General features: G+C 66.0%; 16 protein-coding genes. 9 read left to right on the top strand and 7 right to left on the bottom strand.

The genetic code is table 11. From position 1 onward, the window contains the following. Positions 1-36: 36 nt before the first annotated feature. Positions 37-1089 (top strand): tRNA lysidine(34) synthetase TilS, encoded by a 1053-nt coding sequence (gene tilS, locus SynRS9909_RS00360; protein WP_007101065.1) that lies wholly within the window; start codon positions 37-39, stop codon positions 1087-1089. Continuing rightward, complete coding sequence (locus SynRS9909_RS00355; RefSeq protein WP_186593855.1) at positions 1046-1723, top strand: hypothetical protein; 678 nt, start codon at positions 1046-1048, stop codon at positions 1721-1723. The genes tilS and SynRS9909_RS00355 overlap by 44 nt, the downstream gene beginning before the upstream one ends. A gap of 28 nt (positions 1724-1751) precedes the next feature. Here SynRS9909_RS00355 and SynRS9909_RS00350 read toward each other — a convergent pair whose 3' ends face one another. The 3 genes from SynRS9909_RS00350 to SynRS9909_RS00340 are packed head-to-tail and all read right to left on the bottom strand — an operon-like array spanning position 1752 to position 5768. Then, positions 1752-3761, bottom strand: a complete 2010-nt coding sequence (locus SynRS9909_RS00350; RefSeq protein ID WP_007101067.1) for a ribonuclease J — start codon at positions 3759-3761, stop codon at positions 1752-1754. Between the two features lie 55 nt (positions 3762-3816). Beyond that, a complete protein-coding gene (gene dapA, locus SynRS9909_RS00345; RefSeq protein WP_007101068.1) occupies positions 3817-4725 on the bottom strand; it encodes a 4-hydroxy-tetrahydrodipicolinate synthase in 909 nt (302 codons plus the stop codon). Then, the gene (locus SynRS9909_RS00340) at positions 4722-5768 is read right to left on the bottom strand and encodes an aspartate-semialdehyde dehydrogenase (protein ID WP_240307733.1); all 1047 of its coding nucleotides are present in this window, start codon (positions 5766-5768) and stop codon (positions 4722-4724) included. Before SynRS9909_RS00340 ends, dapA begins: the two co-directional genes overlap by 4 nt. 164 nt (positions 5769-5932) lie before the next feature. On the opposite strand from SynRS9909_RS00340, the gene tig reads away from it, so the two are divergent. The 5 genes from tig to SynRS9909_RS00315 all read left to right on the top strand — a co-directional run bounded on the left by tig (position 5933) and on the right by SynRS9909_RS00315 (position 12033). Then, the gene (gene tig / locus SynRS9909_RS00335; protein ID WP_007101070.1) at positions 5933-7315 is read left to right on the top strand and encodes a trigger factor; all 1383 of its coding nucleotides are present in this window, start codon (positions 5933-5935) and stop codon (positions 7313-7315) included. Positions 7316-7372: 57 nt separating this feature from the next. Next, positions 7373-8062: an ATP-dependent Clp endopeptidase proteolytic subunit ClpP gene (clpP, locus tag SynRS9909_RS00330; RefSeq protein ID WP_038000969.1), complete on the top strand. Its 690-nt coding sequence runs from the start codon at positions 7373-7375 to the stop codon at positions 8060-8062. 86 nt (positions 8063-8148) lie between these two features. Beyond that, positions 8149-9501, top strand: a complete 1353-nt coding sequence (clpX, locus tag SynRS9909_RS00325; protein ID WP_186593769.1) for an ATP-dependent protease ATP-binding subunit ClpX — start codon at positions 8149-8151, stop codon at positions 9499-9501. A 19-nt stretch (positions 9502-9520) separates the two neighbouring features. Then, positions 9521-10216: a lecithin retinol acyltransferase family protein gene (locus SynRS9909_RS00320; RefSeq protein WP_007101073.1), complete on the top strand. Its 696-nt coding sequence runs from the start codon at positions 9521-9523 to the stop codon at positions 10214-10216. A gap of 23 nt (positions 10217-10239) precedes the next feature. Beyond that, on the top strand, positions 10240-12033 hold the full coding sequence (locus SynRS9909_RS00315; protein WP_007101074.1) for a DNA polymerase III subunit gamma/tau: 1794 nt from the start codon (positions 10240-10242) through the stop codon (positions 12031-12033). A gap of 66 nt (positions 12034-12099) precedes the next feature. Here SynRS9909_RS00315 and SynRS9909_RS00310 read toward each other — a convergent pair whose 3' ends face one another. Genes SynRS9909_RS00310 through SynRS9909_RS00295 form a run of 4 tightly spaced genes read right to left on the bottom strand, consistent with a single transcriptional unit; the run spans position 12100 to position 15913 of the window. Next, entirely contained in the window at positions 12100-12591 is a 492-nt protein-coding gene (locus tag SynRS9909_RS00310) for a hypothetical protein (protein ID WP_007101075.1), read from the bottom strand. Beyond that, a complete protein-coding gene (locus SynRS9909_RS00305; RefSeq protein WP_162858306.1) occupies positions 12588-12974 on the bottom strand; it encodes a nucleotidyltransferase family protein in 387 nt (128 codons plus the stop codon). The genes SynRS9909_RS00310 and SynRS9909_RS00305 overlap by 4 nt, the downstream gene beginning before the upstream one ends. After that, the gene (locus tag SynRS9909_RS00300; protein ID WP_007101077.1) at positions 12971-14299 is read right to left on the bottom strand and encodes a glycosyltransferase family 2 protein; all 1329 of its coding nucleotides are present in this window, start codon (positions 14297-14299) and stop codon (positions 12971-12973) included. Before SynRS9909_RS00300 ends, SynRS9909_RS00305 begins: the two co-directional genes overlap by 4 nt. Before the next feature lie 24 nt (positions 14300-14323). Continuing rightward, the gene (locus SynRS9909_RS00295; protein ID WP_116431296.1) at positions 14324-15913 is read right to left on the bottom strand and encodes a SpoIID/LytB domain-containing protein; all 1590 of its coding nucleotides are present in this window, start codon (positions 15911-15913) and stop codon (positions 14324-14326) included. Between the two features lie 57 nt (positions 15914-15970). On the opposite strand from SynRS9909_RS00295, the gene rpmI reads away from it, so the two are divergent. Then, on the top strand, positions 15971-16168 hold the full coding sequence (gene rpmI, locus SynRS9909_RS00290; protein WP_038000973.1) for a 50S ribosomal protein L35: 198 nt from the start codon (positions 15971-15973) through the stop codon (positions 16166-16168). A gap of 76 nt (positions 16169-16244) precedes the next feature. After that, positions 16245-16592, top strand: a complete 348-nt coding sequence (rplT, locus tag SynRS9909_RS00285) for a 50S ribosomal protein L20 (RefSeq protein WP_007101080.1) — start codon at positions 16245-16247, stop codon at positions 16590-16592. Positions 16593-16615: the final 23 nt, after the last annotated feature.

Below are 16615 nucleotides of genomic sequence, written 5' to 3'. Positions count from 1 at the left end.
TCAGTCAATTCTCCCACCGCACCCTCGCCGCGTCCCATGGGCTGGACCGTCTGGCACGACCGCCTGCATCGGCGCCTGCTGCGCCAACCGCACTGGTTGCCGCAGGGCGGTCGGCTGCTGCTGGCCCTCTCGGGCGGACAGGACTCGATGGCCCTGCTGGCGCTGCTGCGGGACCTGCAGCCCCTGCATCGCTGGCAGCTCCATCTCTGGCACGGTGACCACGGCTGGCAGGCGGGATCCAGCCGGATCGCGGCGGACCTGCAGGCCTGGTGCTGTGCCGAGGGACTGGATCTGGCTGTTGAGCGTGTCACAGTGACGCGCGCCGCGTTGGAGAGCCCTGAGCGCAGCGAAGCCGGTGCCCGCGCCTGGCGGTATGGCGCCCTCGCCGCCGAAGCCGAACGGCTCAACGCCCTGCACCCCCAGAGCCCTTGCTGCGCCGTGATCACCGCCCACACCGCCAGCGACCGCGCTGAAACCCTGCTGCTGCAGCTGGCACGGGGAACGGATCTGGCCGGACTCGGTGGTCAGCGCAGCCAGCGCCCCCTGAAGAGCGACGGTGAGCTGCCATTGGTGCGTCCCTTGGTGGATTTCAGCCGAACAGACACCGCCACGATCTGCCAGGAGCTGGCCCTGCCGGTGTGGCAGGACCCCAGCAACAACGACCCCAGCTACGGACGCAACCGCATCCGCGCCGAGGTGCTGCCGGTGCTGGAGAGCCTGCACCCTGGCTGCACGGAGCGCCTGGCCAACCTGGCGGACCGGATGGCGGGGCTTCAGGACAGCCAGAGCGAGCTGATGGATCTGGCCCTGCAGGGTCTTGTGGGCCTGGACGCAGGCCCTGCCCCGCAGGCCCGCCGACGCCTGCCGAGGCGGCCTCTGGCCAGCCAACCGGAGCCCGTGCGCCGCAATCTTCTGGCCCACTGGCTGCGCCGCAACGGCGCTCCCGCCGTCACCGCCGCCTGTCTGGCCGAGCTGGCCCAGGCGATCCGCCCGGGCGCCGCGGCAGCCGGCCGCGACCTGCCGGCCGGTTGGCGGATTCACTGGAATGCCGGCTCGGTACAACTGGAACAGCGCAACGTTTCGCCATGAACCACGTCTCGCCATGAACGACGACTTCCAGAAGCGCTATCTCGATGCGGAGCAGGCCTACGGCGCTGGCGACTACCGCCGTGCCGCGACGATCACCGAACAGTTGCTGCAGGAGCTGGAGAGTGTGCCGGCCGGCGGCGACAACGACGAAGCGCGACTGGCCTGGCGCGCCTTTGTGGCCCTGCTGCTGGGCCACGTGCAGTTCCATGGCCTCAAGGATCCGATCGCCGCCAACGGCCCTTACCGCCTGGTGCTGGACAGCCAACCCTCCGACACCCTGCGGGAGCTGGCGGAACAGGGGCTCGAAGCCTGTGAGCAGTCGGTGTCCAAGCCGCCAGCCTCACAAGCGAATCAGGCCGACGCCCTGACCCGCGATCCCTTCCTCAGCGAGCCAACGGTGCTGGTGAGCACTCAGGAAGAGACGCTGAGCTCGGCAACACCTTGGCTCGACACAGCGACGCCAACCGCGGGTGACGCCACCCCACCGGAGCCACCACCAGATCCGCAACCGCCAGAGCCCGAGCCGATCAAGCCCGCGTCACCAGAGCCCGCGTCACCGATCCCAGCACCCCAGCCCGACCCCTTGCTCCTGCTCGAAGGGGCCCTGCTGCGACTCGATCTGCGCGATCGCTGAAGGTTCTGCGCCCAGGCGCCGGCGGCGCTCAGGCCGCAGCCGAACGACGGCGACGGGTGCGACCGGCCGGCATCTCCTGCTCGGGCTCGGGCCGTCCTGCGGCCACCTTGGCAGCAGCAGGAGCGGGCGAGGCGGCTGCAGCGGCGGGAGCGGGTGCTGCCTTCGCCGGAGCCGCCGCACGCTCACGCCGACCGTGGTGTCCACCCTGACCACCACCGTGGCCACCACGGCCACCGCGGCCCCGGGGTGCGGGCCGGTCATCGGGCTCGGCATCGGCACGGCCCTTGTAGACCGGCGTGCCTCCAGGAGCGGGCTGCACGAGGCAGAGGATCAGTGGCTCCACCTGCAGCTCGCGGCGCATGCGCCGGCCCAGGCCCACCTCCACTTCCCGCTGCACGCCCATCCAATCCACTTCCGGCGTCTTGCCGCCGCTGTTGCGGCTGAGCTGCTTCCAGCGGTTCTCCAGCACCCAGCTGATCTCCCGCTCGGTCCACAGCGACATCTTGCGGGCATCCGCCGTGGTGACCACACCGCGCAGATTCACCCGCGGCGGCGCCACCATCGCCCCATCGGTGCTGATCGCCGCCAGGATCGTGACGATGCCGTCTTCCGCGAGCTGTTGACGCTCCTTGAGCACCCGCGCATCGACGATGCCGTTGCGCGACTGATCAAGCAATTCAATCCCGGCCTTCACCGGATCGCCCTTGCGGATCGACTCAGCCGTGAGCTCCACCACATCGCCGTTGTCGATGATCAGGGTGTTGTCTTCGGGCACCCCCATGGCGTGCCCGGTTCTGGCATGGCACACCAGCATGCGGTGCTCGCCGTGCACCGGCACAAAGAATTTGGGGCGGGTGAGCGCCAGCATCAACTTCTGGTCTTCCTGGAATCCGTGGCCAGACACGTGAATGCCTTCGCCCTTGCCATACACCACCTTGGCGCCCAGCATCATCAACCGATCGATGGTGTTGACCACAGAAATCGTGTTGCCAGGAATCGGGCTGGCCGAAAAGATGATCGTGTCGGTGGACTTCACCTTCACCTGGGGGTGCTCACCGCGTGAGATGCGGCTGAGGGCCGCCAGCGGTTCGCCCTGACTGCCGGTCATCAGCAGCAACGTTTCCCGATCGGGCACGTCGTTGATCTGCTTGATCGGCACGAACAGATCATCGGGAGCACGCATATAGCCGAGCTCCCGGGCCTTGGCGATCACATTCAGCATCGAACGGCCAAGCAAGCCCACCTTGCGCCCGTTCTTGAGTGCCAGCTCCAGAATCATCGACACGCGGTGAATCGAGCTGGCGAAGGTGGTGATGATCACCCGGCCCTCTGCCTGCGCCATGTGGCGATCAAGGTTGGGGAACACGGAGCGCTCCGGCGGACAGAAACCGGGAACTTCGGCGTTGGTGGAATCGCTGAACAGGCAGAGCACGCCTTTGTCGCCGTAATGGGCGAGACGGGCCAGGTCGAAATGCTCGCCATCCACCGGCGTGTGGTCGAACTTGAAATCGCCGGTGAAGATGATCGTGCCCACCGGTGTGGTGATCGCCAGCGAGAAGCTGTCGGCCATCGAGTGGGTGTTGCGGATGAATTCCACCGAGAAGTGCTGACCCACCCGCACCACATCACGGGGGCCGACGGTCTGCAGCGTGGTGCGATCGGTCACCCCCGCCTCATCCATCTTGCCGGTGAGCATCGACAGGGCCAGACGGGGCCCGTAAATCACGGGAATATTGAAGTGCTTGAGGTGGTGCGCAATGCCACCGATGTGATCTTCATGACCGTGGGTCACGATCATGCCGCGGATGCGCTTCTGGTTCTGACGCAGAAAGCTCGTGTCCGGCAGCACCACGTTGACGCCGTGCATGCCATCGCTGGGGAAAGCCAGGCCGGCATCCACCAACATCAGGTCATCGCCGTACTCGAACACGCAAGTGTTCTTGCCGATCTCATGCAGGCCCCCGAGGGGGATCACGCGCAGCGTCGGTTCCTTGCCGACGGATTGGCCGTTATGGCTTTTGGTCATCGAAGCGGTCATGAAACAAAGGGGTGATGTCGAAACAAAAAGGCGTGATCGCCTGCCAGCCGTGGCGTCAGGTCTGACGCAGGGCAGCGAGGGTCTGGTTCAGGTCATCGCGCATGGCGGCACTGAGGGGAACAAGGGGAAGACGGGGGGCTCCGACCGGCCAGCCGCTGGCCTCGAGGGCGGCTTTGACGGGAATGGGATTGGTGGTGGCGAAGAGGGCTCGGAAGAGCGGCAACAGCTGCTCGTGCTGTCCGAGCGCTTCGGCGTTGCGGCCACTGAGCTGAGCTTCGATCATGGCGCGGATGCGGCGACCCACCAGATGGCTGGCCACACTCACCACACCCACAGCGCCCACGGCGAGCATCGGCAGGGTGAGCGCGTCATCGCCGCTGTACACCGCCAGTCTGGCGCCACAGGCCAGGCGCAGCTGCGTCACTTCATCGGTGCTGCCACTGGCGGCCTTGAAACTCACCACATTGGCGCAATCCATCAAGCGGGCGACGGTGCCCGGCGCCATGGAGCAGCCGGTGCGGCCGGGGATGTTGTAAAGCATCAACGGCAGCTGGGGCGCCGCCTCGGCGACGGCGCGGAAATGGGCTTCCAGCCCTTCCTGGGGCGGCTTGTTGTAGTAAGGCACCACCACCAAAGCGCCATCGGCTCCAGCCGCGGCCGCCTCCCGGGTCGCCTCCACAGCTTCGGCGGTGCAGTTGCTGCCGGTGCCGGCCAACACCTTCACGCCTGGACCCACCGCCTGGCGCACCGCCTCCAGCAGCTGCACCTGCTCCTGCCAACTCAGGGTGGGCGATTCACCGGTGGTGCCGCAGACCACCAGCCCATCCGACCCCTCCTCCACCAGATAGCGCGCAAGGCGGCCGGCGAGGGCCAGATCGACCCGACCCTCGGCATCAAAGGGGGTCACCATCGCCGTGAGCAGACGGCCGAAGGGCGTGGGGGAAAGGGCAGCGGCGAGGCTCATGGCGAGGGAAGCAGAAGTTCGGCGATCTGAATCGCGTTGAGGGCGGCACCCTTGCGGATCTGATCACCACACAACCAGAACTCCAGGGCATGGGGATCACTGATGTCCTGCCGGATCCGACCCACCGCCACCGGATCCCGACCGGTCACATCGATGGGCATGGGGAACCGGTTCGCCTCGACGTTGTCGATCAACTCAACACCGGGAGCCGCAGCGAGCAGGGCGCGGGCCTCCTCCACTGGAAACGGCTGCTCAAATTCCACATTCACCGCCTCGGAGTGGGCCCGCAACACCGGCACACGCACGCAGGTGGCACTAAAACGCAAGTGGGGCAGACCCATGATTTTGCGCGTTTCATTCACCATCTTCATCTCCTCCTCGCAGTAGAGATTCGGCTGCAGCGGCGAGTTGTGCAGAAAAAGGTTGAAGGCGAGGGAATGGGGCAACACCTCACTGGTGGGTGTACCACCATCCAGCACCACCTGGCTCAACCGGCGCAGTTCCTCCATGGCGCGGGCCCCGGCACCACTCGCCGACTGATAGGTGCTGACCAGCACCCGTCGCATCGGCCGTTTCGCCGCCAGGGGAGCAAGGGCAAGCGTGAGCAGGATCGTGGTGCAATTGGGGTTGGCGATCACTCCCTGATGGGAGAAGGCAGCCTGGGGATTCACCTCCGGCACCACCAGCGGCACGCCCTCCTCCATGCGGAAGGCGCTGGAGTTATCGATCAGCAGGGCACCGGCCTCCGTGATCGCCTGCCGCCACTGCCGCGACACCGACCCACCGGCGGAGGCGAGCACCAGATCAACCCCCTGGAAGGCGGCGTTGGACACCTCTTCAATGCGGTGATCGCGACCCTTCCAGGCCAGGCTGCTGCCGGCGGAGCGCACTGAAGCCAGCACTTTCAACTCGCCAACAGGAAAGTCGCGCGTCTCGAGCAGATGAAGCAGCTCCTGACCCACAGCACCGCTGGCCCCCAGCACGGCGACGGTGAGCGGGCGGTCAGGCAGGGAGCCTCGAGACAGCGATGAAGGAGAGGGCAAGCGGTGGGGATGGGGAACGGCAGTCAGGACGCAGGCCTCAGGCCCTGGTTCGGATTCCGGCGGGAGCAACGGGCCGGAGGACCGGGAAAACGGTGCCATAACAATACGTGGCGGGTCCGGCGCTGGCGCTTCCATAAAGTGTTGGGCTGCCCGAACCCTTCCGCATGAGCGCCGCCACCCTGACCGTCAAAACCACCGCCTGCCCTGGCAGCCGCCTGTCGGTGGAAGTGGCGGTTCCGGCGGCCCGTTGCAAGGAGAGTTACGAAGCGGCGATTTCACGTCTGAGTCGCACGATCAATCTGCCCGGTTTCCGCAAAGGCAAGGTGCCTCGCGCCGTGCTGTTGCAACAGATCGGACCACTGCGCATCCGGGCCACGGCGCTGGAATCGATCGTGGACGCCGTGTGGCGCGAAGCAATCGAGCAGGAAAACATCGAAGCCCTCGGGCAACCGGATCTGAGCGGTGGTTTCGAACCGCTGCTGGAGGCCTTTGATCCGGGCAAAGACCTCACTGTGACCCTCGAAACCGATGTGGCCCCGGTTCCAAAGCTCAAAGCCACCAAAGGGCTGAAAGCGGAAGCCGAGAGCGTGCGCTTTGATCCCTCCCAGGTGGACGCCATGCTCGAGCAATCACGCAAGCAGATGGCCACCCTGGTGCCGGTGGAGGATCGCCCCGCCGCCAACGGCGATGTGGCGGTGGTGAGCTTCGAGGGCACCTACAGCGACGACGGCTCCGCGATCGAAGGCGGCAGTGCCGACTCCATGGATGTGGAGCTGGAAGACGGACAGATGATCCCGGGCTTCGTGGAGGGCATCCTCGGCATGGCGATCGGTGAGGAGAAAACCGTGGATTGCCAGTTCCCCGAGGATTACCCCAAGGAGGATGCGCGCGGCCGCAAAGCCAGCTTCGTGATCACCCTCAAGGATCTCAAGACCCGCGAATTGCCCGAGCTGGATGACGCCTTCGCCAAGCAGGCCAGCGACAAAGACACCATGGCGGAACTGCGCCAGGACCTGGAGAAGCGCCTCAAGGACGACGCCGAGCGTCGTCAACAGAGCAATCGTCATGACGCCCTGCTGGCAGCCCTGGTGGAGCAGCTGGAGGTGGAACTCCCCGCCAGCCTCGTGCAACAGGAGGTGCGCAACCTGGTGGAACAGACCGCCGGCCAGTTCGCCCAGCAGGGCATGGACGTGAAGTCGCTGTTCACCCCCGACCTGGTGCGCTCCCTGATGGAATCGTCCCGGCCTGAGGCGGAGGAACGCCTGCGCCGCAGCCTCGCCCTCAGCGCCCTGGCCGAAGCCGAAAACCTCAAGGTGGAAGAAGAGGAGATCGAAGCGAAGCTGAAGGAGGTGAAACGCCAGCTCTCCGGCGAGCGCGACATCGATCCCCAGCGCCTGCGCGATGCCGTGGTGGACGACCTCCTGCGCGACAAGCTGCTCGGCTGGCTGGAAGAGAACAGCAGCATCACGGAAAAAGCCGCTGCCAAAACGAGCAAAGCCAAGGCCAAGGCCAAAGCCGACCCCGACGCCGCTGCGGCGGACGCCTGATCAGCATCAGGCCGAGCAGCACCCATAGATTGAGTTGAGAACGCCTCCTGCCGCCGCGTGATCGACGCCCGACACCACCATCCGATTCAGAACCGCTGGCGGGGCATTCGCCCCGTTTCGGGCCTGCCCTCCGCGTCTCCGGGCGTCTTGCCCACAGTGGTGGAGCAGTCGGGGCGGGGTGAGCGCTCCTTCGATATCTATTCGCGCCTGTTGCGAGAGCGAATCATCTTCCTCGGCACCGGCATCGACGATCAGGTGGCCGATGCCCTCGTGGCCCAGCTGCTCTTCCTCGAGGCCGAGGATCCTGAAAAAGAGATTCAGATCTATATCAACTCCCCGGGTGGTTCGGTGACCGCCGGCCTGGCGATCTACGACACGATGCAGCAGGTCGCGCCCGATGTGGTGACGATCTGTTATGGCCTGGCGGCGTCCATGGGGGCTTTCCTGCTCTCCGGCGGCACCAAGGGCAAACGGCTCGCCCTGCCCAGCGCCCGGATCATGATCCACCAACCCCTCGGCGGGGCTCAGGGACAGGCGGTGGACATCGAAATCCAGGCCCAGGAGATCCTCTTCCTCAAGGACACCCTCAACGGACTGATGGCCGAACACACCGGCCAGCCCCTGGAGAAGATCGCCGAAGACACCGACCGCGACTACTTCCTTTCACCGGCGGAAGCGGTTGAATACGGCTTGATTGATCGCGTCGTGGACAGTTCCGGTGACGGAGGAATCGTTACGGAGGGCTGACATGGCTCAGCTCTGCCGCGATCCTTGGAGTCCGGATCGGCCGCACGGCTACTCCGTCTGCAAACCGTTGAAGTGATCAGCGCCCGATGGCCAAATTCGACGCCCATCTGAAGTGCTCCTTCTGCGGCAAGTCGCAGGAGCAGGTGCGGAAGCTGATCGCCGGCCACGGTGTGTACATCTGCGATGAATGCATCGATCTGTGCAACGAGATCCTCGATGAGGAACTGATCGACGCCCAGGGCAATCCCCGCCATGGCGCCGAACCGGCCCGCAAGGGCGGCCAGGCCCCCCGCAAGAGCAGCAAACCCGCTCCCACACTCGCCTCGATCCCGAAACCCCAGGAGATCAAATCCTTCCTCGACCGCCAGGTGGTGGGCCAGGAAGCGGCGAAGAAAGTGCTGTCGGTGGCGGTGTACAACCACTACAAACGCCTGGCCTGGCAGGGCGACGGCAATGGCGAAACCGAACAGACCGCCACACGGCTGCACAAGAGCAACATCCTGCTGATCGGCCCCACCGGCTGCGGCAAGACCCTGCTGGCCCAGACCCTGGCGGAGCTGCTGGATGTGCCCTTCGCCGTGGCCGATGCCACCACGCTCACCGAAGCCGGTTACGTGGGCGAAGACGTGGAAAACATCCTGCTGCGGCTGCTGCAGAAATCCGACATGGATGTGGATCAGGCCCAGCGGGGCATCATCTACATCGACGAGATCGACAAGATCGCCCGCAAGAGCGAGAACCCCTCGATCACCCGGGATGTGTCGGGCGAAGGGGTGCAGCAGGCGCTGCTGAAGATGCTGGAAGGCACCGTGGCCAACGTGCCGCCCCAGGGGGGCCGCAAGCACCCCTATCAGGACTGCATCCAGATCGACACCAGCCAGATCCTGTTCATCTGCGGCGGTGCCTTTGTGGGCCTGGATGACGTGGTGCAGAAACGACTTGGCCGCAACTCGATCGGCTTCATGCCCGACGCTGGCCGGGGCCGGCATCGGGCCAACCGGGATCTGCAGGCGGCCCAGGTGCTACGGCACCTGGAACCCGACGACCTGGTGAAATACGGCCTGATCCCGGAGTTCATCGGTCGCATGCCGGTGAGTGCGGTGCTGGAGCCCCTGGATGAGCACGCGCTCGAATCGATCCTCACCGAACCGCGCGATGCCCTGGTGAAGCAGTTCCGCACCCTGCTGAGCATGGACAACGTGCAACTCGACTTCGAGGCGGGAGCGGTGGAAGCGATTGCCCACGAGGCGCACCGCCGCAAAACCGGAGCCCGGGCCCTGCGCGGCATCGTGGAAGAGCTGATGCTCGATCTGATGTATGAGCTGCCTTCTCGCAAGAACGTGAAGACCTTCACCGTGACGCGCGCCATGGTGGAGGAACACACCGGCGGCAAGGTGCTGCCCCTGCCCGGCAACGAGCGTCAGCAGGAATCGGCCTAGGCCTGTGATCTGAATCCCCGTGGCCGCTGCCGATCACCTCACCGTTCCCCGCCAGCACGGCCTGTTTCTGCATCACGGCATCGATCTGGGTGATGGCAGCGTCGCCCACTACCTCGAAGGCCGCGAAATCCTGCGCAGCCCGCTGAACGACTTCAGCCGTGGCCTGGAGATCCGGGTGGTGGACCACCCCCAGGCCTCGCCCGCGGGCATCACCCTGCGCCGGGCGATGAGCCGCATCGGCGAGCAGCGCTACAACCTGCTCTTCAACAATTGCGAGCATTTCGCCACCTGGTGCAAAACGGGTCGCCACCGCAGCGGCCAGGTGGAAGATTGGCTGCACACCGGCAGTCTCGGCGCTCTGGCCCTGGGCCAGCTGATGCCGGCGGCCCTGCTCACGGGCCTCGGCCTGTTGCTGCGCAAGGGGCTGGTGGATCAGGCCTCCCGCGAACGGGCGAAGCGCGGCCTGGAGCAGCTGGAACAGCTGCGGCTGCGCTTGCTCCAGAAGCTGGAAACCACCCTCGAGCAGGCGGAGGGCTGGATCCGGGGCGGGCCCGACAACGGCGCTGCCGAGCGGGGCAACCGCCACAGTCGACGCCTGCTGCAGGCGGGGCAGACCCTGGCCGATGAACTGGCCGCGGTGGAGGAGATGGAGCAGCGGATCGTCGCCCTGCTGGAGGGGGCTCCGGAAGGGAAGCCTCCGAACCAGGCTGAGTAGTCTCTGGGTTCCGCTGGCAGCGCATGAGTCAGGCCTATCAGCCGCTGCATCACAAATACCGACCCCAGCGGTTTGACCAGCTGGTGGGGCAGGACGTGATCGCCGCCACCCTCAGCCACGCCCTGCGCAGCGATCGGATCGCTCCGGCCTATCTGTTCAGCGGCCCGCGCGGCACCGGCAAGACCTCCAGCGCCCGCATCCTGGCCCGCTCGCTCAACTGCCTCAGCAGCGACACCCCCACGCCTGAGCCCTGCGGGACCTGCGAGCTGTGCACCACGATCAGCGCCGGCACCGCCCTCGATGTGATCGAAATCGACGCCGCCTCCAACACGGGCGTCGACAACATCCGCGATCTGATCGAACGCTCGCGCTTCGCACCGGTGCAGGCGCGCTGGAAGGTGTATGTGGTGGATGAATGCCACATGCTCTCCACCGCTGCCTTCAATGCACTGCTGAAAACGCTGGAGGAACCCCCACCGCGGGTGGTGTTCGTGCTGGCCACCACCGACCCGCAACGGGTGCTGCCCACGATCCTCAGCCGCTGCCAACGCTTCGACTTCCGCCGCATTCCGCTGGAGGCTCTGGAAGCGCACCTGCGCTGGATCGCCGAGCAGGAAGCGATCGGCATTGAGCCTGAGGCCCTGCATGTGGTGGCGCAACGGGCCCAGGGGGGGCTGCGCGACGCCGAAAGCCTGCTCGATCAGCTGAGCCTGCTGCCGGCACCGATCAAGGCCGAAGCGGTATGGGAGCTGCTGGGAGCCGTGCCGGAACAGGAGCTGATCGGCCTGGCGGAGGCCCTGGCAAACGGCGAACCCCTGCCCCTGCTCGAGGGAAGCCGTCGCCTGCTCGATCGAGGCCGCGATCCCGGCGCGGTGCTGCAGGGGCTGGCAGCGATCCTTCGCGATCTCGTGCTGATGGCGGCTGCACCCGAGCGTCCGGAACTCACCAGCGTGTCACCCCAGCTCCGGGATCAACTGCCGCCGCTCGCCCAACGCATCGGCCGCCAACGGTTGCTCCAGTGGCAAGCGCGTCTGCGCGGCAGTGAGCAACAGCTCCGCCTCAGTGTGCAGCCGCGCCTATGGCTGGAGGTGTTGCTGCTGGGATTGCTGGCGGAACCTGAGTCCCAGGCCCAGCCAACACAGGGGGTGCACTCAGCCCCTGCGGTCACCCCAACGGTGGCTCCTCCTGCAGCACCAGCGAAAGCGGCGGTGAGCCTGCCCCCCACCCAGCCTGTCGCCCCAGCAACGAAGCCCCCGCCAGAAGCACCAGAAGAGCAGGCGAGCGTCAGTGCGCCCGATCCCACCAACCTGACGGAGCTGTGGCAGCAGATCCTCGGCAGCCTGGAGCTGCCCTCCACGCGAATGCTGCTCTCCCAGCAGGCCCAACTGGTGCGACTGGATGCCCACAGGGCCGTGGTGCAGGTGGCCGGCAACTGGATGGGCATGGTGCAAAGTCGGGCCAGCCTGTTGGAGCAGGCGATCAGCCGAGCTCTGGGGGGAACGCGTCAGCTGGTACTGGAGCAGCACAGCGGCACCGCCGCCACCAAGCCCAACCCCAAGCCGACCGCACCGGCCGCACCGCCCACCCCAGCAACAGCACCACCACCAGCCGCGGCTTCACCGCCAAGGCCAGCGGCTCCAGCACCAAGCCCAGGCAATGCAGAGCCTGATCAACCCAGACCCGCGCAAGCCCAACACACCCAACAGCAACCGCCAGACTCTCGGCCTCCAAGCTCACCGATGGACGAGAAAGTGAAGCGCTTTGCTGACTTCTTCAACGGCGATGTTCTCGATGTGGATTTGGAGACCCCGGGCTAAATCCCTCCGCTGAATCTGATCCCCCCCCGCACCTGTCGAGCACGCAAGAAAACATCAAAAATTGATTTAACGCGCAACGTCCTGAAGCCAAGCTTCGAAGATTTGCAGCTCTTGCATCAGATCGGGCCAAAGCTGGATCGCTTTCTGAAGCAGACGCAGCACTTGACCTCTCTCAAGCTCATAGGAGTAAAGATGACGTACCACGTGCCGAAAACGCATTAATTCAGCAAGATCCTTCAGCGTGGATGCCGTCAGCAACGAAGGGCGACTCTCGGTGGCAACAGCCATACGCTCCAACAAGCGCCGATGCCAGTCGGCCCCGTCGGGAGGTCCACCATTCAAAACTCGCACAATTTGCACAAAGCAGCGTTCAATCCCGGTATAGAAACTCTGCAAACGCAGAGCCGCTGAATCACAGCGCTCCTGTGCAGCCGAGGCCAATTCCCAGTCAGCGAGAAGATCCGCCAAGCTCTCCGCAAGCGAAGCCAACTTCAAACGCTCAACCTTAAGGTCCACTCTGAGATCGTGCAGCTCACGATCAAACGGAAGCTGGGTCATGGAAGCAACAATCGGGCACGCTCTCGAATTCGCTTCTGCCAATGCTCTGGCAAGGCTTCCAGTCGCACCAGATCCACAGGGATCAGCGATTCAGGATCCACCACATCCCGTTGGAGTTGATCCACTTGATGCATTGCTGCAAACAAAGCATCAGAGGGCAAACCCTCAATGCAGAGATCAATATCTGATCTGAGGCCAAATCCAGGCTCCAGCACCGAGCCGAACAACCAGACAGCCTGAATCTGAGGCCAATGCTGCTTCAGAAGCGCTGCCGCTGCTTCGGCTTTGCGCTCCGCCTTTTCACGCCGCACTGCAATGCGTTCCGCCTCTTGGCGTCGCCGCTGCTGCCAGTGGCGTCGATGGGCCTCGGAGACCAGGCTCACACGTCCGCCGTCGCCTCGCCGCGGTGGCTGGTTTTCGCCCACACCAGCCGTTTGGGGAACACCGCCATGCGCACGCTCACCCAGGGGATCACCACAAACCAGTGGCCTAAGTAGGCAATGGCCATCAGCAGCGACAGCAGGTCGGGTTGGGGCAGCTCCGGACCCTCGCTCGGTCGCCGGCAACCGCGCCAGTAGGCCAGGCCCGACACGCTGAAGGCCACGATCGAAAGCGGCCAATACACCGGCACCGTGCGGGTGGCAGCACTGGTGACGACATCGGCAAACGACACCACCGGCAGGGCGTACTGCAGCAGGAAGAAACAGGCGAGATCGCGCCGCTGGCTCGGGCTCAACCGATTGGAGAGCAGCTGCGGCCAGTAATCAAAGAAACGCTGCAGGCCACCCTCCGCCCAGCGCTGTCGTTGCTTCCAGAGAGCCGGAACCGATTCCACCGCCTCCTCCTGCACCGGCGGATCCCAGAGCAAACCGATCCGGGATCCCTCCGTGAGCAGGCGAAAACTCAGATCGAGGTCATCGGTGACCGTGTGCTCGTTGAAACCGCCGCAAGCCTCAAGGTTGGGGCGCCGCAACAGCTGACCGTTACCGCGCAGCTCCATCACACCACCGCCGAGCAGTCGCCCCTGCTGGATCAAGGCATCCAGGGCCATCTCCATCGCCTGCACCCGGGTGAGCAGGCTCTGGCCCGCATTCACCACCGCCTTGCGCAGTTGCACCGCCGCCCATCCCCCCTGCACCGCATAGGGGAGCAATCGCTCGAGCACGTCCTCCTGGAGCTGGGCATCGGCATCGAGCACCAGCAACCAGTCGCCGCGGAGCTGCTGAAGCACCGCATTCAAGGCCCCCGACTTGCCACCGCCAGCGCCCCGTGGTCGGTGCAGCACCCGCAGCTGGGGATGCTCCGCCTTGAGGGCATCGAGGATCGCCCCGGTGCGGTCCTGGCTGCCGTCATCCACCACCCAGAACGTCAGCTTCTCAGTCGGGTAACGCAGAGCCGCAAGCCGCTCCACCAGTCGGGCCACCACCGCTTCCTCATCGCGGGCGCCCACCACCACATCCACGCTGGGCCAGGCATCCAAAACCTCGCTCGCCGCCGCAGACGCCGCATCGGCGCTGCCAGCAGGGCGACGGGCGCGCAGCACCGTGCGCAAGCCATAACCGCCCAGCACCAGGGCCAGCGTGAGCGCCGGCAGAAGGCTGCGCATCGGATCCAGCCAGTGGGGAGCAGCCCCCGCACAGCCGCACGCCGCCAGAAACAGGGCCGTTTTGCCGCGTCGGTGATCGCCAATCACTGCGGCCACGGCCATCCACCACCCCGGAATGCCCGGACTCTAAGGGGCCTGCCTGAGGGCGGATACGGGAACCAGGGTTGTGCCGGGGTAGTAGTGACGAAGAATCTGGTCCACGGTCTGGCCGCGCTGGGCCAGATCGATCGCTCCCGCCTGGGACAGACCCGCCCCATGGCCGAAGCCACCGCCCTGGAAGCGCCAGAGCCCGGCGCCGGCAGGCTTCACCACAAACAAGGTGCTGGGCAAGCGCTGCAGCGTGCGACGGATCCCATCGAGGCGCAACACCTGGGGAGCCCCCGGGCCATCGCCCTTGATCTGCAGCGCCAGCACCCGGCCACTCGGGCCCCGTTCCAGCACCGACACCGCCTGCACCACGCCCAAGCGCGGCGCCTGGGTGGCCAGGGCTGCCTGCAACTGGCTGGCGCTGTAGGTGCGCGACCAGCGGAAGCGGGGATGGCCGGCGCCGTAAGCCCCCTGCCGCCTGTTCAGCAAGGCCTGCACCGCCGCATCGTTCTGCAGCGGCAACACCACCGCACCGCTCCAGTTCTGATCGCCATCGGCCTGGCCACGCAGATAGGGCGCCGGGTCCATCGCCCAGGCTTCCGTCGCCCCAGCCATCACGCCGCCGTTGGAGGCGTGATACACCGCACTGATCGGCGATCCCTGCCACTGCAGCACCTGGCCGGCGGTGGCCTGAATCGCCTGGCGCACGGCCGGTCCGGCCTGCCGCGGATCGCTGTACACCTGGCACTGGGTGTCGCTGCAGAGGTGGTAGCCATCCACCGCGAAGCGGTGGCTGTTCGCCAGGGCCCAGGTGCGGGCGAGCACGGCCTGGGCCTGCAGAGCTGCAGCCGGTGAGCCGGCACCGATCTCATGGGGCACCACACCCTCCAGGTAGCGCTCCAACGGCACCTGCTCCAGCAGGGTCCAGCTGCCATAGGCATCGGCCTGGAGCCGGAACGGCCCTCGCATCACCCCCCCCTTCCAGCGCAAACCATCCGGCGCCTCGATCAACAGCGGGCCCTGCAGGGTGCGACCACCCTTGGGCCCCTCCAGCACCGGCTGCACCGTGGCCTGCACCGTGGCGGTCCAGAGCCGGGTGAGCACGTCCGGCAGCGGCGACGCCGACTCAGGCGCCCAGACCTGCCAATCCTTGGGATGGGCCACCAGGGCGTCCACCCCCTGCGCGCGCCAGCGCTGCGCCACCCGATCGGCGGATTCAAAGCTGGCGAAAGGCCCGGCCACCTGCCGCGCCAGCTCCACCGGCTTGGCCAGCGGCACCGCCCGCCAGCTGAAACGAAGGCTGGCCCCCGACGCCAGGGGCTCGGAGCCCCCGCCGGGCGCCACCAACCGCAGCGGTGCCGCCCCGGCACTGCGCAGGGTCAGTAGAGCGGCCGCCTGATCACCCCCTGCGGCTTGACCGAGATGGTCCGCCAGCGCCACCCAGAGGGCCTGGGCCGTCGCCGCCGGTGGCCTGGGCACCTGCCGGTGGGTGGGCCGCGGCAAGGTGATCTCCTCAGCGGCGGGTGGCCCAGCGAGATCCTGGGCCCGGCACCCGCCGCTGAGGGCCGTGACCGCCACCAGGGCGGGCGCAATCCATCCCTGCATCACTACGGCGGGCCAGCGGGTCATCCAAGGGTGGCAGTCGAAGGCGTATTGTTGTTGTTTGTGCCACGCGCTGCCAGAGACATGCCCAAGCTCAAGACCCGCAAAGCTGCCGCCAAGCGGTTCAAAGCAACGGCCACTGGCAAGTTCCTGCGTCGTCGCGCCTTCCGCAATCACCTGCTCGATCACAAGAGCCCAAAGCTGAAGCGCCACCTCGCCACCAAGGCTGTGGTGGACCGCACCGATGAAGAGCGTGTGGCCCTGATGATGCCCTACGCCTGAATCCCAGGCCTGTTCCTCGAGCGAACAGACACGGAACCGCGTTCAGATCGTCCTTTAACCAGCTTTCTCCACATCCATGGCTCGCGTCAAAAGAGGCAATGTCGCCCGCAAGCGCCGCAACAAGATCCTTCGCCTCGCCCGCGGTTTCCGCGGCAGCAATGGCACCCTCTTCCGCACCGCGAATCAGCGGGTGATGAAGGCCCTCTGCAACGCCTACCGCGACCGTCGTCGTCGCAAGCGTGATTTCCGCCGTCTCTGGATTGCTCGGATCAATGCCGCCGCTCGCCTCAATGGCATGAGCTACAGCCGCCTGATCGGTGGCCTCAAGAAAGCCGACGTGCGGATCAACCGCAAAATGCTCGCCCAGCTCGCCATGGTCGATCCCGGCACCTTCACCACCGTGGTCACCACCGCCAAGGCCTGAGGTCAAACTGAACCGAGGAGTCA

The sequence above is a fragment of the Synechococcus sp. RS9909 genome (assembly GCF_014279595.1).
In the GTDB taxonomy this organism is placed as follows: Bacteria; Cyanobacteriota; Cyanobacteriia; order PCC-6307; family Cyanobiaceae; genus Synechococcus_C.
The sequence above is the reverse complement of the archived record's forward strand: the minus strand, read 5'-3'. Positions and strand labels throughout refer to the sequence as shown.

Coding starts and splice junctions, on each gene's coding strand:
- tig (WP_007101070.1), top strand. CDS start 5,933: ATGAGCGCCGCCACCCTGACCGTCAAAACCACCGCCTGCCCTGGCAGC.
- tilS (WP_007101065.1), top strand. CDS start 37: ATGGGCTGGACCGTCTGGCACGACCGCCTGCATCGGCGCCTGCTGCGC.
- SynRS9909_RS00355 (WP_186593855.1), top strand. CDS start 1,046: ATGCCGGCTCGGTACAACTGGAACAGCGCAACGTTTCGCCATGAACCA.
- SynRS9909_RS00310 (WP_007101075.1), bottom strand. CDS start 12,591: ATGACCCAGCTTCCGTTTGATCGTGAGCTGCACGATCTCAGAGTGGAC.
- SynRS9909_RS00315 (WP_007101074.1), top strand. CDS start 10,240: ATGAGTCAGGCCTATCAGCCGCTGCATCACAAATACCGACCCCAGCGG.
- SynRS9909_RS00295 (WP_116431296.1), bottom strand. CDS start 15,913: ATGACCCGCTGGCCCGCCGTAGTGATGCAGGGATGGATTGCGCCCGCC.
- rplT (WP_007101080.1), top strand. CDS start 16,245: ATGGCTCGCGTCAAAAGAGGCAATGTCGCCCGCAAGCGCCGCAACAAG.
- dapA (WP_007101068.1), bottom strand. CDS start 4,725: ATGAGCCTCGCCGCTGCCCTTTCCCCCACGCCCTTCGGCCGTCTGCTC.
- clpX (WP_186593769.1), top strand. CDS start 8,149: ATGGCCAAATTCGACGCCCATCTGAAGTGCTCCTTCTGCGGCAAGTCG.
- SynRS9909_RS00350 (WP_007101067.1), bottom strand. CDS start 3,761: ATGACCGCTTCGATGACCAAAAGCCATAACGGCCAATCCGTCGGCAAG.
- rpmI (WP_038000973.1), top strand. CDS start 15,971: ATGCCCAAGCTCAAGACCCGCAAAGCTGCCGCCAAGCGGTTCAAAGCA.
- SynRS9909_RS00300 (WP_007101077.1), bottom strand. CDS start 14,299: ATGGCCGTGGCCGCAGTGATTGGCGATCACCGACGCGGCAAAACGGCC.